A 19,137-nucleotide genomic window follows, 5' to 3' on the forward strand; every position below is an offset into this window, starting at 1 on the left:
ATGTCATTAATTATGTTACTATAAAATTATCGGACTAATTTATGTTAAAAAAAATTATTATTATAGTTTTGGGATTATCCCTACTTTCAGGTTGTACTGATGGGTTTAGAGGATATTTCAAAAAATCTGCTAATAATAAAATTATAGATAACAAAGGTTTTGTCGGTGGCAAACGTCCACCGCTTTATAATAAGAAATATATAGCGATGGCAAAAAGAAATGTTATGGAAGAAAATTTTGATGATGATGAGGGGGATTTGTTTAGTGAATATCATACTGAAACAATCAATCCAACTTTAAGAAATCGTCAAATGTATATTAAGATGGTAAAACAAGATGCGGAAAGTAATGAAAAACGTAAGAAAAATCAAGAAAAAGAATATCCTTCATTGAATTCGGCAAATGATAAGCTGAAGAAACAAAATAATGATAAGAATGATCAAGCAAATAATAATTTGCACAAAGAGCTAGAGCAAATTAAAGCTATTTTGCGTGAAACTAAGAAAGATTTAGAAAAATATAGATGTCCTGCTCGACAAACTACTAACCAACAAACTGTTGATAAAGTTTTACCAAATAAAGCTAAAACAGGTAGTAGTAAAAAAATTAAGGAAGTCGAAGCCAGCAAGAATAATAAAACTAACAAGCCACTTGGCAAGTCAGAGATGCAAAAGAAATTTCTCAGTGAAGATGATGATATAAAGACAACTGGTGCTATAGTCAAATGATGAGAAGTTGGGGACGTTGTAACTCGTTGCTCCTCATAAGCGTTAGTTTAAGAAAACAATAATTGAAAAACCGTCATTGCGAGGAGACCTTAAGGTCAACGAAGCAATCCAGAAAAGTGATTAGAAATGGATTGCTTCGTCGACCTAAGGTCTCCTCGCAATCTGATGTATCCCCACGAAATTGTTGCAAAATAGCAAGAATTGATAGAATATCTTCATTATTTAATGATGATGGAGATAGTAGGTTATGGATGTAAAAACAGTATTAAATGAAGTAATAAAAGAACATTGTCCTTTTATACATAATAATCGTTTAAATGCGTTACTTGATGTTGCAGAAGGCTTGCGATATAGTCAGAATTTGTCTTTGAGTGCAATTGGCAGGAACTTGAGTGGTGATAGTAAAGTAAAACATAAAATAAAAAAAGTTGATAGATGTATAGGTAACAAACATTTATATAACGAGGTTGATAATCTCTATAGTGCTTTATCATATTTCATATTTGAGTTTATCAAGCATTCTAATGATGACAGTGTTGTGATTGATTTATGTTATCTTAAAGATGATCGCATGGCACAAATGCTAAGTGCTCAATTTTGTACAAGAGGGATGAGTTTACCTTTGTATCAAGATGTGTTTGAAGAAGGTGAATTAAAGGGCAGAACGGTAGAATTTTTAAATAAATTAAAGAGTATAATACCTGATGGAAAAAGGGTTATTGTGATTATGGACGCTGGCTTTCATATTGAATGGTTTAAGGAAATAGAAAAACAAGGGTGGAGTTGGGTGTGTCGGGTACGACAAGGAAAAGATTTAAAATTAGCTAAGAATGAGGATTGGATATCAGTTGAAAATTTCATGCCATCAATTGGTTCAAAAACGATGGAATGTGGTACGATTCTGCTAACCAAAGCTCATAAATATTCCTGCAGAATGGTTACAACTTGCAAAGTCCCTAAGGGTCGAGTGCAGAAGGTTAGCAGGAATCGTACTAGCAGTAAAACAGCAAATGGTTCATATAACAAAGCTGCAAAAGAACCTTGGATATTGGTAACTAACTTAAGTTCTGATGAATATAAGGGAGCGGAAATAGTGAGGTTATATAGCAAACGTATGCAAATAGAGGAGACGTTTCGAGTGATAAAAAGTCATCAATTTGGTCTTGCTGGAAGATATATTCGAACTTTAGATGTGAATAGATGGGGAGTTTTAATGTTACTATCTGCCATTGTTATTATAACCTCAGTTTGATGTAAGAGGAAGGTTGAGATTGTTTAATTTTCCAAAAGCTACAGAAATTTTATTAGGCTTAAAAACATAGGCAAGCAGTCCAGCTAATACGTTAGTTTGAAAATTCATAACAGATCTGTGGAGTCAATCATTTAATTTGTGTGTGCGTCAAGATAAGGTGCATTAATCTTACGGGTGAAAGTCCTGTTATGGAAGGAGTAGCTAGCTCCACCATATAGCGAGTCTTGTGCTGCTGAAGGTAACGACAGTAGTAAAGCGTAGACAGCGAAACATCCGAGCCGAAACCAAATGGTGAACGTGATAGCCCTGAAATGATATTGGTAGTGGAAGTCGATGTGCTACACAACGCAGTAGACAAGAGAAAACTAGAGGTCAAACTAGCGAAAATCCGAAAGTTTTCAACCATCGGGGTCTCAGGCGTCAGCGAGTTTGTAGAGATTAATGACACAACTTGAGAAGTCCTTATAACTCTTACTGAGTTAAGTAAGTATTCAAAGTACAAGTGCCGAAACATAAGGCTTTGGAGATGGTGTTAAGGATGGCTGAGTCAGTTGTAGTAGTGATGAAGCTTCGTAATGGGAGTGGAGCGAAGGGCTGACAGAAAGGTAAGAACGTAAGAGGGAAACAATGACCGTACACAGCATAGACGGAAATACATGGTCAACGAAACTTGAGCGTATAAAGTTGCTATCATCACAAAATCAAGACATAAAGTTTAATAATCTTGGACATATTATTGATTTAAAGATGTTAGAAGAACAATATAAGGAACTTGATAGCAAGAAAGCTGTAGGAATAGATGGTATAACCAAAGCGGTTTATGGTAAGAAGTTGGAAGCAAATTTGCTCTCGCTCCTTACTAAAATTCGCAAGGGGCAATATCAAGCTAAACCTGCACGAATTACATTGATTCCAAAAGAAGATGGAGGCAAAAGACCTTTGGTAATATCATGCTTTGAAGACAAGATAATCGAGTCGGCAGTAAGCAAGATATTAAACTCAGTGTTCGAGCCAATATTCTTAAAATGTTCTTACGGGTTTCGACCTAAATTAAACGCCCATGATGCACTTAAGGAGTTGAATAGACTTACGTATAACTTCAATAAAGGAGCTGTAGTTGAAATTGATATAACTAAGTGCTTCAATTCAATCAAACATTCTGAGTTGATGGGATTCCTAAGAAAGAGAATATCTGACAAAAGATTCCTAAGACTAGTTATGAAACTGATGGAAACACCAATTATAGAAAACGGCATTACAGTTACTAACAAGGAAGGATGCCGCCAAGGGTCTAAAACATCACCAATTTTGGCAAATGTCTTCCTACATTATGTTATTGACTGTTGGTTTGCTAAAATCAGCAAGGAAAACATAAGAGGGCAAACTGGAATGGTGAGGTATTGTGACGATATGGTGTTCGTCTTTGAGAATGAAGAAGACGCGAGGAAGTTTTATGAGGTTTTGCCCAAAAGATTAAACAAGTATGGCTTGAACATCAATGAAGCTAAATCGCAGATGATTCAGTCCGGTAGATACCATGCTGAGGACTTAGCTAAGCAAGGTAAGAAGATCAAGAGTTATAATTTTCTTGGCTTTACTTGCTATTGGGGTAAATCAAGGTTTGGTAACATATGGAGATTAAAATATACCACAAGGAAAGATCGATTTACCGAGAAGCTTAAAGGGCTAAGAGAATATCTACGAAGTCACCTTAATGAGAGGGGCAAAGAACAGATATTATTGCAAGTCATTAGAGCTACAAAGGGGTGGATCAATTATCATGGTATATCAGATAATCAAAGACGAGTAAGTTCATTTATTCACCAAACTAGGCGAGCAATATATGGGTGGTTTAATAGAATGGGTGGGAAGCGTAAGATGAATTGGCAAAGATTAGCTGAAATACTCAAAAGGGTCGACTTTCCAAATAAGTGGAAGACCATTTCAATGTTCTAAAACCAACAAAAAAAAATAGGGTACAAGCCTATCTTACCTTTCGGGAGCCGGATGCGGTAGCTCTGCATGTCCGGTTCTGAGGAGGGGCTTAACCAAGCAATTGGTTAGGTCTACTCACAAAGTTCATTTTTTATTTTCCAATAAATCATATTTAAAGAGCCTTTCTAATTAAGTGTGTAAATTTTTCATAGGGCTTAAATTCTACCTTCAAATTTTATCAAAAAGTGAGCCATAGCTGCGTTCCAGTTCGGAATCGGCATAACCCATTTCTTGGTCATATAATCAATTGCCAAATATAAGGTCTTAAAAACGGCATTATCATTTGGAAAAACCCTTTTATTCTTAGTAACCTTACGTAATTGGCTATTGACAGATTCTATACTATTAGTTGTGTATATTACTTTCCTTATCGCCTCAGGGTATTCTAGAAAAACCATTAAATTTTCCCAATGAACATACCAAGATTTAGCAATTTGTGGATACTGTTTACTCCATTTAGCTTCAAAAGATTCTAAAGCAAGATGTGCTTCTTCCTCTGTGCTAGCAGTATATATAGGCTTTAAATCAGCCGCTAATTCTTTTCGGTCTTTATATGATACCAATTGCAATAATTAACACAGTGGTGTAAAATGGGTTTTTAACTGATAAAGGTACTCAAATGGCTAGGTTAATATTACCACAAGGTTTTCATGGTCATGATTTTATAAAAATGATGAAACATGAGCCGCATGGTCGAAATCGTATACGTTTATTGGCGATGTATCACCTTCAATTAGGCAAATCTTTAAAAGCCATATCTGAAATAGTGAAGTCACACTGGAAAACTGTGCAATCATGGCTCAGAAGATTTAGGAATCATGGTTTTGAAGGATTATTTGAATCACAAAGAAGCGGTGCCCCTAGGAAGATTAACACTATACAAGAGTCTGCTCTTTTTGATAAAATCAATACGCTCAGTGAAAGTAAAACTGGTGGGTATATAACTGGAAAGGAGCTACATATCATGTTACTTGAGGAATATGGTGCTAAATGCGCTTTAAAAACAGTCTACAATACTATGCACCGCCTTGGTTTTAGCTGGATTACTTCTCGTTCAATGCATCCAAAGTCAAATCAAGAGACTCAAAATACATATAAAAAAACTTCCCAGACATGTTAACAAAATTATTACCAAAAAATATCGATAGATGTAAAGTTGATATATGGTCTCAGGATGAAACTCGAGTTGGGCAACAAGGTAGCTTAACTCGTATATGGGCTAAGCGTGGCACTAGACCCCGTAAAGTTCGGCAACAGCAATTCATTTCAACATATATTTATGGAGCTGCTTGCCATGATACAGGAGAAGCTTTTGCATTAATTTTACCATATGCAAACACACAGGCAATGAATAAATTCTTAGAAGAGCTTTCTCGCAGTATTCAAGGCAACCGACATATAGCTTTACTAACGGATAATGCAGGTTGGCACACAGCCAAAAAACTAACTGTGCCAAGCAATATCACTTTGATACCGCTTCCGCCCTATGCACCGGAACTTAATGCAATGGAACAAGTTTGGGAATGGATCAAAAATCATTTCTTGTCTAACCAATGTTATGGTGTATATGAAGATATCGTCACTATGGCTTGTTACGCTTGGAATCAATTTGCTCATAATGTAGATTTAGTAAAATCAATTATGTATAGAGACTGGATAAACACACCGTGTTAATTATTGCAATTGGTATGATACATATTTTAAACTATTTCTAATCTGATGTACAATACATAATTGATGTTCGGTTTTCGGAAAAACTGCTTCTATTGCCTCAGACATACCGGTTAAATTATCACTGCAAGCAATAAGCATGTCTTGCATACCTCTGTTCTTCATCTCAGTAAAATTACCAAGCCAAAATTTAGCTCCTTCATTTTCACTGTTCCACAATCCTAAAATATCCTTCCTTCCAGATAAATCAATACACGTCAGTTCGGGATAAGATATAGATGAAATAGTAATAGATAAAAGGATTGTCAAAAAGGAGTGCCTGCAGTATTTATATTTTTAAACAAAAAAACAAACTACAGGCATGAAAAAAGATATCACAGAATTATATAGTTTTATAGATGATTTTTGTAAAATTTATTTGGAGTATGAACAGAGAAAGTTATTACCATCAAATAAGCAAAGAAATCGCTGTTGTAGCATGAGTCTAAGTGAAATGTTAACAATAATAATTATGTTTCATACATCCTATGCTAAGAATTTTAAATTTTTCTATAAAAGTTATATAGAGTGCATGCATAAGGATGATTTTCCCAAAGCCTTGAGTTATAATAGATTTGTTGAATTAATGGCACGATTATTCATACCGCTAAATATGTTGATTCATTTGTTGTTTGGTGAGGAAACAGGTATTTATTTTATTGACTCTACAACGATTAAAGCTTGTCACAATAAAAGGCGTTATAGCAATAAAGTTTTTAAAGGATTAGCCAAACATAGTAAATCCTCTATGGGGTATTTTTATGGTTTTAAATTACATGTAATAATCAATAATAAAGGGGAGTTTATGGCATTAAAAGTGACCAAAGGCAATGTAGATGATAGGGTTCCAGTACCGGAGTTAACAAAAAGATTAACTGGAATTATAGCAGCTGATAAAGGTTATATTAAGCAAAATTTGTTCTTAAATTTATATGAAAGAGGCTTAAAAATGATTCATGGAATTAAGAAGAATATGGAAAATAAATTAATGGATTTGAAAGAAAAAATCTTACTTCGAAAGCGTAACTTAATTGAAACAGTTTTTGATTATCTAAAAAATAAAATGAACCTTGAACATACTAGACATAGATCACCAATAAATGCCTTTGTCCATATATTATCTACTCTTGTTGCTTACTCATTAAAGAAAAATAAACCTTCAACAAAATTTGATTTTAATCTACATGTTCACAATATCCTTATCCCGAATTGACGTAATACCTAATGCTACATATACAGACTTATTGATAATTCGTTTATCTTGACGTACTTTTACTACTAAACAGTCAAAAAATACTATAGCATATACTCGATCCAATGGTCGGCTTTGCCATATCTTGACATCCTCAATTACATCATCAGTAATTTGACTTATCAAACTTTCGCTAACGTCAGCTCCATACAATTCTTGCATTTGAATCTTAATATCAGATAAGCTCATTCCTTTAGCGTATAACGATATTATTTTATCATCAAATCCTTCAATACGTCTTTGACGCTTCGGAATTAATGCAGGTTCAAATGTACTACTTCTATCCCTTGGAACCTCAATCTCTACAACTCCATTATTTGTTACTAGATTCTTTACTTTACTACCATTACGAACATTATTGCTATCAGTATGACAATATTTATCATATCCTAAGTGATTATTCATCTCTGACTGCAATGCCTTCTCTACAAGCCTTTTGGTTAATTGTTTTAATAAACCATCCTCTTTAAATAAAGTTGATATATCTGTATCATTATTTATTAATAAATCTATTGCTTGATTCATTGCTTCATTTTGTTTGTGACGCATTATAATTTCTCCTTTTGTTATATTATATTTTTATATAACCTTTGAAAAATTTACACACTTATTTGTACAGAGCCCATTCTGGAGTTTTATAATCCAAAGCTTGATGCATCCTTTGTCTATTATAAAAGTCCATATATTCGTTAATTGCTGTCTTTGCCTCCTTTACTGTTGTTAAAATAATCCGATAAATTTTTTCCTGTTTTAATGATCGCCAAAAACGTTCAATAAAAATATTATCTAAGGCTCGTCCCTTACCATCCATACTAATCAAGATATTATGTAGCTTTAGCATACTAATAAAATTCTCCGAGGTAAATTGTACTCCTTGATCAGTATTAAATATTTTTGGCATACCATATTTTTCTATAGCGTCTTCAAGGGCTGTTACACAAAATTCACTTTCCAAACTAATGGAGATTCGCCAACTTAGAATATAACGACTATACCAGTCAATAATAGCTACTAAATATACGAACCCTTGGCTCAGTCTTATATACGTTATATCTGCACTCCAAACCTGGTTTGGCAATACTATTTCTAATCCTTTTAGTAAATAAGGATATATTTTATGCGCTTGATTCCTCTTGCTTAAATTTATTTTAGGATAAACAGCTTCAAGACCCATTATCTTGTAGTAACGTCTAACAGCTTTACGACCTACCGAAAAACCTTGGGCTTGTAAATATTTAGCCATCCGCCGCATACCATAATATGGATGCATAGTATAGGTCTAATCAATTATTGCCATAATCTTGATATCTTGTTCACTAATACCAGTAGGTTGATAGTAATAGGTTGACCTGCTAATATCCAATAACTTACACTGTTGTACAATTGTTAACTTATTATGATTAGGCTCTATTATATTACACCTAACCTTTAATTCCAAACAATGCAGATTTTTTTTGAGCCAGTCACTAAGGTGGTCCACTTTGTCTAGACAAAGTGGACCACCTTAGCTTTTTAGGTGCAAAAATAGTCGTTCAACACTCCAACGAAATTTATATAAAGCAAAAATATCTTGCTCTATTTCAATTGAAGACACCAGAACCATCAGCTCACTCTTATCATTTCTATATGCGGTAAAATTAACCTTTCTATTCCATAATATACCACTACAAGCCCTATACTCTAAGGCTTTAACATCACTAAATATTCTTTCAATGGTTAAAGTTCTTAAACCTTTTGTAAGACGAATTTTATGATCCATTTTTAATGGAATAACAAACTTTAGATGGTTATTTATCAGAAAGTCTAACCATTCTTTATTCATAAATTCTCTATCAGCAAGCAAATATTTTATTCTTTCAACGCCAAAATTATTAATAAATTTCTGTAAAAATTCCTTCATAAATTCTGCAGAACACCCGCCACCATGCGACAAAGTCTTCCAGTTTCTGTTTCGATGTAGCATAAACTTTTACATCTTTTGTTTTCATTAGTTTGACTTGCAAACCAAGCTTAGCAATTTCCTGTGACCAATAATTAGCTCCTCCACATGCTTCCATAGCTACCAATGAACTTTTATCGAGATTGCTTAAATAGGCTATTAACTCATCTCTTGTAACTTTTTGATAACCTATTTTTTTGCCATTTTGATCGACTTGCACCAAGTGCATACTATTTTTTGCTAAATCTATTCCTATTATAGTATTTTTTATGCTATTATTTATCATGGTATGGACCTATTAATTAAATTATTATTTAATTTGGAGCAGCTGAAAACTATTTTTCAGCTGACTCCGTACAAGTAAAGCATATTTCGCTTCACTCGTCCATACCATCATTCCCGCTTCGGTGCGGAATCTATAATACCTCAGGGTATTTTTAGATCCCGCACTGAAGCAGGGATGACAACCATGATCCTATATTTTATTCAAATCTGCAAAAAAACTTGATTATCGAGTTTAAGAAAACAATAATTGAAAAATCGTCATTGCGAGGAGACCGTAAGGTCGACGAAGCAATCCAGAAAAGTGATTAGAAATGGATTGCCACGCCACCTACGGTGTATAGTACCCTACAATTTTGAGAAGATGAAGAAGAATGGTTGATTTAGAGTGGTGTGAAGTAGTATAAGGTAGGTATTTTTATAACAAAATGCATAATATAATACTTCAAGAATTGATTTTATATATAGACGGAAATAAATCAAGATTAAAATGTTTGGTTGGTATGGTAATTAGTTTGCTGACGGGCAGCTCAATTTATCAAAAAGGTTTAGCACTTGGTATTTTAGGTGATGCTAAAGCGACGTCAAAAACTCATAGAATTTATCGTTTTTTAAAAGATTTTAATTTTGATTATATGAAGGTTGGCTATTTGCTATTAAGCTTTTTTGCTTCAAAAAATTATGTCGTAGCAATGGATAGGACAAGTTGGAAATTTGGTAAATCCGATATTAATATTTTATTTTTAGTAATGGTAATTGGTAAAATATCGGTGCCAATATTCTGGAAGACTTTGTCGCATGGTGGCGGGTGTTCTGCAGAATTTATGAAGGAATTTTTACAGAAATTTATTAATAATTTTGGCGTTGAAAGAATAAAATATTTGCTTGCTGATAGAGAATTTATGAATAAAGAATGGTTAGACTTTCTGATAAATAACCATCTAAAGTTTGTTATTCCATTAAAAATGGATCATAAAATTCGTCTTACAAAAGGTTTAAGAACTTTAACCATTGAAAGAATATTTAGTGATGTTAAAGCCTTAGAGTATAGGGCTTGTAGTGGTATATTATGGAATAGAAAGGTTAATTTTACCGCATATAGAAATGATAAGAGCGAGCTGATGGTTCTGGTGTCTTCAATTGAAATAGAGCAAGATATTTTTGCTTTATATAAATTTTGTTGGAGTGTTGAACGACTATTTTTGCACCTAAAAAGCGGTGGTTTTGATATTGAAAAAAGTCACATTGTAAAATTGGATAGATTTGAAAAATTATTAGTGATAACTGCTATTGCTTCAGCTTTAATAGTCAAAAATGGAATAATACAAAATGCCTTAAATCCCATCCGAATAAAACGGTACAAAACCATTGAAAGACAATTGTTTTCATTATTTACCTATGGCTTTGATCATATCAAAAATGCTTTTTATCAATCTACAACAGCCATAACGCAGCTAATATCCACATTATTAATACCTCCCAAACAAAAACTTTTTTCTATCCTAATACCATCTTTACAAAAATTGTAGGGTACTATGGTCAAATTCACTCGTCCATATATGACAAAAAACTCAGGTGTCATCCCTGCGAAGGCAGGGATATAAAGATTCCCGCCTACGCGGGAATGATGGTATGGACGAGTGAAGCGAAATATGCTTTACTGGTACGGAGTCAGCTGAAAAATAGTTTTCAGCTGCTCCAAATTAAATAATAATTTAATTAATAGGTCCATACCATGATAAATAATAGCATAAAAAATACTATAATAGGAATAGATTTAGCAAAAAATAGTATGCACTTGGTGCAAGTCGATCAAAATGGCAAAAAAATAGGTTATCAAAAAGTTACAAGAGATGAGTTAATAGCCTATTTAAGCAATCTCGATAAAAGTTCATTGCTAGCTATGGAAGCATGTGGAGGAGCTAATTATTGGTCACAGGAAATTGCTAAGCTTGGTTTGCAAGTCAAACTAATGAAAACAAAAGATGTAAAAGTTTATGCTACATCGAAACAGAAAAATGATTATAACGATGCGTTAGCAATATGCAAAGCGGCTCGTGATCCAGAATTAAAAACTGTGCTGCCAAAAAGCAAAGAGGAACAAGATATAAAATTTTTGCATAAAATTAGAAGTAATACGATCAGAGATCGTGTGCAAAAAACTAATTCTACAATATCAAGTTTATGTGAATATGGCTATAATACAAAATTAAGTAAAAATAAATTTTGCAAATCATGTAGGCTGGAGGTAGAGTTAGCGTATAGTAAAGGTTATATAAATTCTGGGATACGGTCAATTTTACTTTTAGAATGTAAAGAAATTGAGGATTTATGTGACAAAGAGAAAACTTTAGAAAAGCTGATTATCAGCAATAATAAGCAAAGTGAGAAAGCTACTAGGTTGCAGACAATTTTTGGCATTGGAGCAATCAATGCTAGTTGTTTGAGTGTAGCCCCAATGGAAAGTTATCCAACCCCGAGGGATTTTGCTGCTTCGCTTGGTTTGGTACCAAAGCAACATAGCTCAGGAGGTAAGATAGTTTTAGGAGGGATTACCAAACAGGGAGATAGATATGCCAGAACTATGTTGATTCAAGCCGCAAGGACAATAGCAATAAGAGCAAAAAGTGGTAAGGAATCGAAAGATAAACTAGTGCAGTGGGCAGTGAAGAAATTTGCTGAAAATAAATCATATAATATTATATGTGTTGGTTTAGCAAATAAGTTAGCAAGGATTGCTTATGCAGTAGTCACCAATGGTAGCGAATATGTTGCAAATTAGTTTAGTTGAGAAAAAAGAAGAAACTATGTCAACTAAATAAAAATTGGTAATTGATAAATATTGCGAGTAAAGAATAGTAACAATAAAGAGAACGAAAGTTAAAGAGTTAATGAATAAGTATTCTGAATAAAATCCGTAATTATGTCGAGGCTCTAGAAGCCGTGGGAATGAGAGGTCACTCAAGGATATTTATAAGAATGCAGAAACCATTATGGCACTCGATGCCGAATATATGACCGCTTCCTTTGTGGCTCTATTTTTTTATTTTCTTTGTTGACAAATTCACTCGTCCATATATGACAGTAGTGGGTGGAAATGATAATAGTGGGCGGGAATTACAATTTACAACTAGATGGGTTTTGCTGAATAAAGATATAAAATTTGTGGTAGTAGCATTTGCTACTGTTTCTAGGTTTGTTTCTTTTATTTCAGCTATTTTTTCTGCTACATATTTGACAAAAGCTGGTTCATTTTGTTTGCCACGCATCGGAACAGGGGCAAGATAAGGAGAATCTGTTTCAATTAATAACCGGTCTAGTGGAATATAACGTACTATATCCTGTAAAGCGGTGGAGTTTTTAAAGGTTACAATTCCAGCAATCGATATATACATACCAAGGTCAAGCATTTTTTTTGCTAAATGCTTTGAAGCGGTAAAGCAATGAATAAGACCGTGAAACGCGGTATTTTGCATTTCGCTACTTAAAATATCAATAGTATCTTGTTCTGCCTCTCTTGTATGGACTATAATTGGCAACCCGGTACTTTGAGATGCCTGTATATGTTGCCCAAAAGAACTAATTTGTTGATGTTTGTTTGATGTCTGGTAATAATAATCTAGACCAGTTTCACCAATGCCAATAATTTTCGGATGATTACAATATTCCATAATAGTTTCGCACGAGACAATTTCCTTCACTTCATTGGGGTGAACTCCACACGAAGCAAAAACATTACCGTATCTTACGGCTATTTCTAAAATATCCGGCAATTCCTCAATGGTAGTACATATAGTCTGCATGTACTTAACATTATTGTTCTCAGCTCTGCTTATTATGGCTGATAAATCTTCTTTTAACATGTTAAGGTGACAATGAGAATCAATTAATATATTTTCTGCATAAGCCAGGCTAGTTGGTGATTTTGTCGTCGAATTATGGATCATCATTTTATCCAATTTTTTGTAATTATGATATTAGCAATTTTTTCTACTTCATTAAGAGGGGCATAATTATAGTTTTCAAGCTGAATTACAGATTTGTCTAGTATTTTAGCTATTCCTAATTCTAGCAAATTTTGTGTAAATGCTAGATGTTTAGGTGATTTAAAATTACTAGGACAGAATATATAAAGAGGTTTACCAGTGGAAGCTGCCTCACTACACATAGAAATCGAATCAGCAGTAGAAATTATGTAATCTGCCTGTGCCAACATACCAAAATAAGGGTTAGATTTAGCTTTTTCCTCTGTTGGATCGTAAATAATAGCCGATGAAGGTACCTTATTTTTGATAATTTGTTTTGCTGAATTAGGAGTACGTCGACTAAAGCTAATAAACAAGGTATGTTTTTCATCTTGATTCTTATAGTCAATTGATGAGAAATTGGGGACGTTGTCACTCGTCGCTCGCCTATTACTTATAGGCGTCGCTCCATCGTTCCTAGCCCCAAATTCTCCTGAATTGACTATAGTAAGATTAGATAATATTGCAGCAAATTCTCGAGCATTTTCATCGGTAAATTGATAATTTTTGCTATTACCACCAATAATTACTGATATAAACTGCTTAAGATATGGATAATTTTTGCGTAACTCAATACCGCCAGCTTGTATTTTTGCTTGAACATTATTAAGAGCTCCAGTAATTCTCAATATATTCTTGTCATTCGTGCATAGTTCTTCCCTGCTAACCTTATCATGATGCGGTAAAATAATTATATCAAATTGCTTAAATGGTAGATTAGGGTGCATAATTTGAACAATTTTTACTTTACCAGCAGATTTATGTTTTAAATAGCTCGCTAAAGAAGCGGTTCTTCTCCCAGCAGAAATTATTAAGTCAGGGAAGCCTTCCATTTCCCACGATTGTAACAGCTGCTTTTTTACATGGATAGGGCTAAGGGCTAGTAAAAAATTTGGTAATTTACCCCAAAAATTATATTCAATAGGTTTTAATTGATAACCAAGACCAAGCTTTTCTGCTAGAGCTATAGCTTGATTGACATTACCCACCCTGCTGTCAGCTAATACCCAAATCTTGGGTTTAATATTGTGCATTTTTCATAATTATTGTTAAGTTATCATTTTATCAATAGCTAATTCACTATTTATTGATTTTATATTTACAATATCCCCGCTACCGATCCTACTAGAAAGAATCATTTTGGCGAAATTATTCTGTAATTCTCGTTGAATAACTCTTTTCAATGGTCTAGCACCAAACATTGAATCATAACCTTTATCAGCCAGGTAATTTATTGCCGATTGATCAAATTGCAATGTAATATTTTGTTGTGAAAGAATTTCTTTCAAATTATCTAGTTGTATTTTGACAATATCATGTATGTCAGCACGAGTTAGTTTATGGAATAGAATAATCTCATCTAGCCTATTTAAGAACTCAGGTTTAAATACTGCTCGTACATATTGCATTACTTGTTCTTTAATTGCATCTTGGTCATCATCTTGCTGTTGATTAATAAGTATTTCAGCCCCAAGGTTGGAAGTAAGAACAATGATGGTATTTTTAAAATCAACGGTTATTCCTTGACTATCAGTTAGACGCCCTTCATCCAAAATTTGTAACATGATATTGAAAACATCCGTATGGGCTTTTTCTACCTCATCAAATAAAATAACTTGATAAGGTCTCCTACGTACTGCTTCTGTTAAAACTCCTCCCTGCTCATAACCAACATAGCCTGGAGGAGCCCCAATCAAACGTGATATAGAGTGTTTTTCCATATATTCAGACATATCAATTCTGAGGATGGCATTACGATCGTCAAATAAAAAAAGTGCCAAAGCTTTGGTTAGTTCCGTTTTACCAACACCAGTTGGACCTAAGAATAAAAACGATCCAAGTGGTCTATTATGATCCTGTATTCCAGCACGAGAACGACGCACAGCATCGCTGACTCCTTTTATAGCTTCATCTTGACCGATTACCGATTGACGTAGTTTATCTTCCATCGCTAATAACTTCTCACGTTCGCTTGATAGCATTGTGTCAATCGGTATACCAGTAATTTTGGAAATAATTATAGCTATATCGTTTTCTGATACAACTTCTTTTGATAATTTGTTATTTCCCCCTTCTATTGCTTGTTGTAGTTTCTTAGTCAAATCAGGAATAATACCATATTTCAGCTCGCTAGCTCGGGCAAGATCACTACTTCTTTCTGCTCTTTCAAGTTCTAAACGAGCTTTTTCTAGCTCTTCTTTTAATTTTTGTTCAATATGTATTTTGGATTTTTCAGCTTGCCAGCTAGCATTCATATCGTAAGAACGAGATTCAAGTTTAGTTAATTCGTCTGTTAATTGGATAATTTTCTTTTTTGAATATTCATCATCTTCTTTTTTTAGAGCTGCTAGCTCAATTTTTATTTGAATGATACGACGATCAAGCTCATCTAATTCTTCCGGTTTGCTAGATAATTCTATTTTTAGCCGACTACATGCTTCATCGATTAAATCAATAGCTTTATCTGGTAAATAACGATCGGTAATATATCTGTTAGATAGAGTGCTAGCGGCAACTATAGCACTATCAGCAATTCTTACGCCATGATGTAATTCGTATTTGTCCTTAATACCACGCAGAATCGAAATAGTATCTTCTACTGTTGGTTCACTAACGTAAACTGCTTGAAATCTTCTGGCAAGAGCGGTATCTTTCTCGATATATTTACGATATTCATCTAAAGTCGTAGCACCGATACAATGGAGCTCTCCTCTAGCAAGCATTGGCTTTAGTAAATTTGATGCATCCATGGCTCCGTCTGTCTTACCAGTTCCTACTAAAAGATGTAGCTCATCAATAAATAAAATAATCTCCCCACTAGAGTGCTTAATCTCATTTAATACAGCTTTTAGTCGTTCTTCGAATTCACCACGATATTTAGCCCCAGCAATTAAAGCTCCCATATCAAGTTCAATGATTCGACAATTTGCTAGAGTTTCTGGAATATCTTGGCTAAATATTCTTTGGGCTAACCCTTCTATTATGGCTGTTTTACCAACTCCTGGCTCTCCCATTAGCACGGGGTTATTTTTCATTCTTCTCGACAAAACTTGCACGGTTCTTCTAATTTCTTCATCTCTACCGATGATTGGATCAAGTTTACCAAGTTCTGCTAGCTCGGTTACATCTCTACCATATTTTTTTAGGGCGTCATAACTACTTTCAGAAGAATTATTATCTGCTGTCTTACCTTTTCTTAACTGTAAAATTGCTGCGTTTATTTTTTTATTAGTTATGGCATTCTCTGATAAAATCTTACCAGCAGAGGTTTGGTCATATGATAATGCCTCAAAAATTCTCTCAATAGTTATAAAACTATCGGCATTATTCTTTGCAAGCTCTGATGCTTTATCAAGTAATTTTAGTGCTTCTGATGATAAGTAAAGTTGTCCTCCTCCCTCTATTTGCACTTTTGGGATTTTGTTTAATTCTACGGTTATAGCTCTATTCAAATCATCGAAGCTAGTACCTAAAGTATTAATAAGATTATCAATAACTCCACTATCATCGTTTAATAAACTCGCCAATATGTGTAATGGCAATATTTGCTGATGATCATTTTTTGCTGCTATGCTTTGGGCATTAGACAATACAGATTTTGCGTGGGTAGTAAATTTATCTATGTTCATTGCCATAACCTCATAAATTTTAAATTAACTCAAAGTTTATTATAGCCAACCCGATTAGTATTACTCCGTCATTGCGAGACCACGCAAGTAGGTCGTGGCAATCCACACTTATTGGATTGCTTCGGAGGCGTAAGCCTCCTCGCAATGACGTTTTAGTTTCCACCGTCATTACGAGCGAACATATGTGAACGTGGCAATCCTTTCTAATCACTTTTCTGGATTGCTTCGTCGACCTGTGGTCTCCTCGCAATGACGGTTTCTCAATTATTGTTTTCTTAAACTAACATGCGGTCTCCTCGCAATGACGTTAGTTTGTTATGAGCTATACTATAAATATATCATAATATTTTCTTCCACTAAGTCTTTAAATATATAATTAATGGTGAATAATAATACAAGAGATGCTGGTATATTAAATCAATAAATCAAATTTCTTGATTAATTTACTTAAATCTTATAGAACTCATAGGAGTAGTATAATGAAAACCCTGAATTTAGGGTATTCCATTTTATTTTATATAATATAAATTATTTTTTAGATCGGTAATGAATCATAACATAGTTAACTTGGTAGCTGCAATTGTCTTATCCCTTGGGATTATTTTTGGATGGCAATATTTTTATGATAAACCAAGATTACAAAAATTAGAACAGCAAAATAAAATATATAACAAGCAAGTTCAAGAGTTAAAGAATATTCAAGTAGCAACCCCTGAAGAAGCTGAATCACTTATTTCTACTAAGAGAATTCGGATAGACTCAGAATTACTTTCTGGATCAATTGCTTTAAAAGGACTCCGGTTTGATGATTTAATTTTGTTGAAATATAAGCAAGATTTATCACCAGATAGTAAACCTGTTGTGTTATTTGCCCATTCTCAGTCAGAAGAAGCCTATTTTGCTGAAATAGGCTGGTTTAACAAGGATAGTAGTATTATTCTTCCTGATAGTGAAACTCTTTGGCAGGCTGATAATGATCAGTTAACGCCTACAAACCCTGTGAATTTATCATGGATCAACAAAGATGGGGTTAAATTCTTGGTTACGATAAGTATGGATAGTAATTATTTATTTACCATAGATCAAACTACGGTGAATGATAGCAAAGAACCAATCTCAGTGCAATATTATGGACTAATTAACCGTAAATATACTGGCGGCAAAGAGAAATTGATTAATCTCCATCAAGGACCAATTGGTGTTATTGATGGTAGGCTTAAAGAACATTCTTTTGACGATTTAAAAGATAAAAAAACTGAGAAATTTCCACAAACTGTTGTTGATTGGGTTGGTATAACCGATAAATATTGGTTAGCTTCCTTAATTCCAGATAAAGCTAGTATGTATAGTTCTAACTTCAATTATGCAATAAAAAACGGTGTTAAAAAATACCAGATCGACTTCATTTCTTCAACTCAGACTATAGAAGTAGGAAAAAAATTCACTATATCGCAAAGATTATTTGCCGGAGCAAAGAAAGTTGATTTATTGGATAAATACGAAAAGCAATATAATATTAAGTTATTTGATCGGGCAATTGATTTTGGTTGGTTTTATATAATCACTAAACCACTCTTTAATGTTATGAACTTTTTTTATCACTATGTTGGTAACTTTGGCATTAGTATTTTGATTGTAACTGTTATTATAAAATTGCTAATGTTTACTTTTGCTAATAAACAATATCGTTCTATGAAAAAAATGAAAAATCTTCAACCTGAAGCAGAGAGAATTAGGGCATTATATGCTGATGATAAAATGAGACTTAACCAAGAAGTTATGGCTTTGTATAAACGAGAAAAGGTTAATCCCCTCGCTGGTTGTTTACCGATTATTTTACAAATCCCGGTATTTTTCTCAATTTACAAAGTGTTGTACGTAACTATTGAGATGCGTCAGGCACCGTTTTTTGGTTGGATAAAAGATCTGTCTGCTCCCGATCCAACATCAATTTTTAACTTGTTCGGATTACTGCCATTTGCTTGTCCAAGCTTCCTGATGATTGGTGTATGGCCTATTTTTATGGCTCTTATTATGTTCTTACAGCAAAGGATGAGTCCAGAACCAGCCGATCCAATTCAAGCTCAAGTAACGAAATTTATGCCACTGGTTTTTTTAGTAATGTGTAGTAGTTTTCCAGCAGGAGTAGTGATTTATTGGTCCTGGAATAATATTTTATCAATAATTCAGCAATATTACATCAATAAGCTAGATAAGAATGTCGGTTGATAAGGTTACTCACCTTACGCATGGCATTTAAAAGTCATATAGAAAATAGTTTGGCGTCATTGCGAGAAGCTACTTTAGTAGTGACGAAGCAATCTA

Annotated in this window: 16 protein-coding genes and 4 pseudogenes; 9 read left to right on the forward strand and 11 right to left on the reverse strand. The window is 33.8% G+C overall.

Going from position 1 to position 19,137, the window contains the following annotated elements; genetic code table 11:
• Nucleotides 1–41: 41 nt before the first annotated feature.
• Both NBW66_RS07835 and NBW66_RS07840 read left to right on the forward strand, forming a co-directional pair.
• Entirely contained in the window at nt 42–728 is a 687-nt protein-coding gene (locus NBW66_RS07835; protein ID WP_250310616.1) for a hypothetical protein, read from the forward strand.
• A 247-nt stretch (nt 729–975) separates the two neighbouring features.
• Entirely contained in the window at nt 976–1,980 is a 1,005-nt protein-coding gene (locus tag NBW66_RS07840) for an IS4 family transposase (protein ID WP_250310617.1), read from the forward strand.
• Here NBW66_RS07840 and NBW66_RS15280 read toward each other — a convergent pair.
• Nucleotides 1,972–2,100, reverse strand: a pseudogene (locus NBW66_RS15280) (IS982 family transposase); the annotation flags it as partial. The gene NBW66_RS07840 and the pseudogene NBW66_RS15280 sit on opposite strands and share 9 nt — an antisense overlap.
• A 507-nt stretch (nt 2,101–2,607) precedes the next feature.
• Here NBW66_RS15280 and NBW66_RS07845 point away from each other — a divergent pair.
• Nucleotides 2,608–3,936, forward strand: a complete 1,329-nt coding sequence (locus tag NBW66_RS07845; protein ID WP_250310618.1) for a reverse transcriptase domain-containing protein — start codon at nt 2,608–2,610, stop codon at nt 3,934–3,936.
• A gap of 194 nt (nt 3,937–4,130) precedes the next feature.
• Here NBW66_RS07845 and NBW66_RS07850 read toward each other — a convergent pair.
• Nucleotides 4,131–4,544: pseudogene (locus NBW66_RS07850) on the reverse strand (transposase); the annotation flags it as partial.
• A 50-nt stretch (nt 4,545–4,594) separates the two neighbouring features.
• Here NBW66_RS07850 and NBW66_RS07855 point away from each other — a divergent pair.
• A complete protein-coding gene (locus NBW66_RS07855; protein ID WP_250310542.1) occupies nt 4,595–5,095 on the forward strand; it encodes a helix-turn-helix domain-containing protein in 501 nt (166 codons plus the stop codon).
• Complete coding sequence (locus NBW66_RS07860; RefSeq protein ID WP_250310543.1) at nt 5,089–5,649, forward strand: IS630 family transposase; 561 nt, start codon at nt 5,089–5,091, stop codon at nt 5,647–5,649. Before NBW66_RS07855 ends, NBW66_RS07860 begins: the two co-directional genes overlap by 7 nt.
• A gap of 9 nt (nt 5,650–5,658) precedes the next feature.
• On the opposite strand, the pseudogene NBW66_RS07865 reads toward NBW66_RS07860, so the two are convergent.
• Nucleotides 5,659–5,898, reverse strand: a pseudogene (locus NBW66_RS07865) (transposase); the annotation flags it as partial.
• A 109-nt stretch (nt 5,899–6,007) separates the two neighbouring features.
• Between NBW66_RS07865 and NBW66_RS07870 the strand changes: the two are divergent.
• On the forward strand, nt 6,008–6,898 hold the full coding sequence (locus NBW66_RS07870; RefSeq protein ID WP_250310582.1) for an IS982 family transposase: 891 nt from the start codon (nt 6,008–6,010) through the stop codon (nt 6,896–6,898).
• Here NBW66_RS07870 and NBW66_RS07875 read toward each other — a convergent pair.
• The 5 genes and pseudogenes from NBW66_RS07875 to NBW66_RS07895 form a co-directional block, all read right to left on the reverse strand.
• Nucleotides 6,869–7,486, reverse strand: a pseudogene (locus NBW66_RS07875) (IS256 family transposase); the annotation flags it as partial. The gene NBW66_RS07870 and the pseudogene NBW66_RS07875 sit on opposite strands and share 30 nt — an antisense overlap.
• Nucleotides 7,487–7,544: 58 nt before the next feature.
• The gene (locus NBW66_RS07880) at nt 7,545–8,207 is read right to left on the reverse strand and encodes an IS3 family transposase (RefSeq protein ID WP_250310621.1); all 663 of its coding nucleotides are present in this window, start codon (nt 8,205–8,207) and stop codon (nt 7,545–7,547) included.
• A 9-nt stretch (nt 8,208–8,216) separates the two neighbouring features.
• Nucleotides 8,217–8,417, reverse strand: a complete 201-nt coding sequence (locus NBW66_RS07885; protein WP_250310622.1) for a hypothetical protein — start codon at nt 8,415–8,417, stop codon at nt 8,217–8,219.
• A gap of 24 nt (nt 8,418–8,441) precedes the next feature.
• Entirely contained in the window at nt 8,442–8,900 is a 459-nt protein-coding gene (locus NBW66_RS07890; RefSeq protein WP_250310623.1) for a transposase, read from the reverse strand.
• Nucleotides 8,809–9,162 (reverse strand): hypothetical protein, encoded by a 354-nt coding sequence (locus tag NBW66_RS07895; protein ID WP_250310624.1) that lies wholly within the window; start codon nt 9,160–9,162, stop codon nt 8,809–8,811. The genes NBW66_RS07890 and NBW66_RS07895 overlap by 92 nt, the downstream gene beginning before the upstream one ends.
• A gap of 424 nt (nt 9,163–9,586) precedes the next feature.
• Between NBW66_RS07895 and NBW66_RS07900 the strand changes: the two genes are divergently transcribed.
• Nucleotides 9,587–10,687, forward strand: coding sequence for a transposase (locus NBW66_RS07900; RefSeq protein WP_250310625.1), 1,101 nt, complete (start codon nt 9,587–9,589; stop codon nt 10,685–10,687).
• 206 nt (nt 10,688–10,893) lie between these two features.
• Nucleotides 10,894–11,940 carry an IS110 family RNA-guided transposase gene (locus NBW66_RS07905; protein ID WP_250310626.1) on the forward strand — a complete coding sequence of 349 codons (1,047 nt, stop codon included), beginning with the start codon at nt 10,894–10,896 and terminating at the stop codon, nt 11,938–11,940.
• Between the two features lie 253 nt (nt 11,941–12,193).
• On the opposite strand, the gene NBW66_RS07910 is transcribed toward NBW66_RS07905, so the two are convergent.
• The 3 genes from NBW66_RS07910 to clpB are packed head-to-tail and all read right to left on the reverse strand — an operon-like array spanning nt 12,194 to nt 16,812.
• Complete coding sequence (locus NBW66_RS07910) at nt 12,194–13,051, reverse strand: TatD family hydrolase (RefSeq protein WP_250312162.1); 858 nt, start codon at nt 13,049–13,051, stop codon at nt 12,194–12,196.
• Between the two features lie 53 nt (nt 13,052–13,104).
• A complete protein-coding gene (locus NBW66_RS07915; protein ID WP_250310627.1) occupies nt 13,105–14,217 on the reverse strand; it encodes a mitochondrial fission ELM1 family protein in 1,113 nt (370 codons plus the stop codon).
• Between the two features lie 15 nt (nt 14,218–14,232).
• On the reverse strand, nt 14,233–16,812 hold the full coding sequence (gene clpB, locus NBW66_RS07920; RefSeq protein ID WP_250310628.1) for an ATP-dependent chaperone ClpB: 2,580 nt from the start codon (nt 16,810–16,812) through the stop codon (nt 14,233–14,235).
• A 546-nt stretch (nt 16,813–17,358) separates the two neighbouring features.
• Between clpB and yidC the strand changes: the two genes are divergently transcribed.
• Nucleotides 17,359–19,041 carry a membrane protein insertase YidC gene (gene yidC, locus NBW66_RS07925; protein ID WP_250310629.1) on the forward strand — a complete coding sequence of 561 codons (1,683 nt, stop codon included), beginning with the start codon at nt 17,359–17,361 and terminating at the stop codon, nt 19,039–19,041.
• Nucleotides 19,042–19,137: the final 96 nt, after the last annotated feature.

The sequence above is a fragment of the Rickettsia endosymbiont of Oedothorax gibbosus genome (assembly GCF_936269705.1).
Taxonomy (GTDB): domain Bacteria; phylum Pseudomonadota; class Alphaproteobacteria; order Rickettsiales; family Rickettsiaceae; genus Tisiphia.

Coding starts and splice junctions, on each gene's coding strand:
- NBW66_RS07835 (WP_250310616.1), top strand. CDS start 42: ATGTTAAAAAAAATTATTATTATAGTTTTGGGATTATCCCTACTTTCA.
- NBW66_RS07840 (WP_250310617.1), top strand. CDS start 976: ATGGATGTAAAAACAGTATTAAATGAAGTAATAAAAGAACATTGTCCT.
- NBW66_RS07845 (WP_250310618.1), top strand. CDS start 2,608: ATGACCGTACACAGCATAGACGGAAATACATGGTCAACGAAACTTGAG.
- NBW66_RS07855 (WP_250310542.1), top strand. CDS start 4,595: ATGGCTAGGTTAATATTACCACAAGGTTTTCATGGTCATGATTTTATA.
- NBW66_RS07860 (WP_250310543.1), top strand. CDS start 5,089: ATGTTAACAAAATTATTACCAAAAAATATCGATAGATGTAAAGTTGAT.
- NBW66_RS07870 (WP_250310582.1), top strand. CDS start 6,008: ATGAAAAAAGATATCACAGAATTATATAGTTTTATAGATGATTTTTGT.
- NBW66_RS07880 (WP_250310621.1), bottom strand. CDS start 8,207: ATGCATCCATATTATGGTATGCGGCGGATGGCTAAATATTTACAAGCC.
- NBW66_RS07890 (WP_250310623.1), bottom strand. CDS start 8,900: ATGCTACATCGAAACAGAAACTGGAAGACTTTGTCGCATGGTGGCGGG.
- NBW66_RS07895 (WP_250310624.1), bottom strand. CDS start 9,162: ATGATAAATAATAGCATAAAAAATACTATAATAGGAATAGATTTAGCA.
- NBW66_RS07900 (WP_250310625.1), top strand. CDS start 9,587: ATGCATAATATAATACTTCAAGAATTGATTTTATATATAGACGGAAAT.
- NBW66_RS07905 (WP_250310626.1), top strand. CDS start 10,894: ATGATAAATAATAGCATAAAAAATACTATAATAGGAATAGATTTAGCA.
- NBW66_RS07915 (WP_250310627.1), bottom strand. CDS start 14,217: ATGCACAATATTAAACCCAAGATTTGGGTATTAGCTGACAGCAGGGTG.
- clpB (WP_250310628.1), bottom strand. CDS start 16,812: ATGAACATAGATAAATTTACTACCCACGCAAAATCTGTATTGTCTAAT.
- yidC (WP_250310629.1), top strand. CDS start 17,359: ATGAATCATAACATAGTTAACTTGGTAGCTGCAATTGTCTTATCCCTT.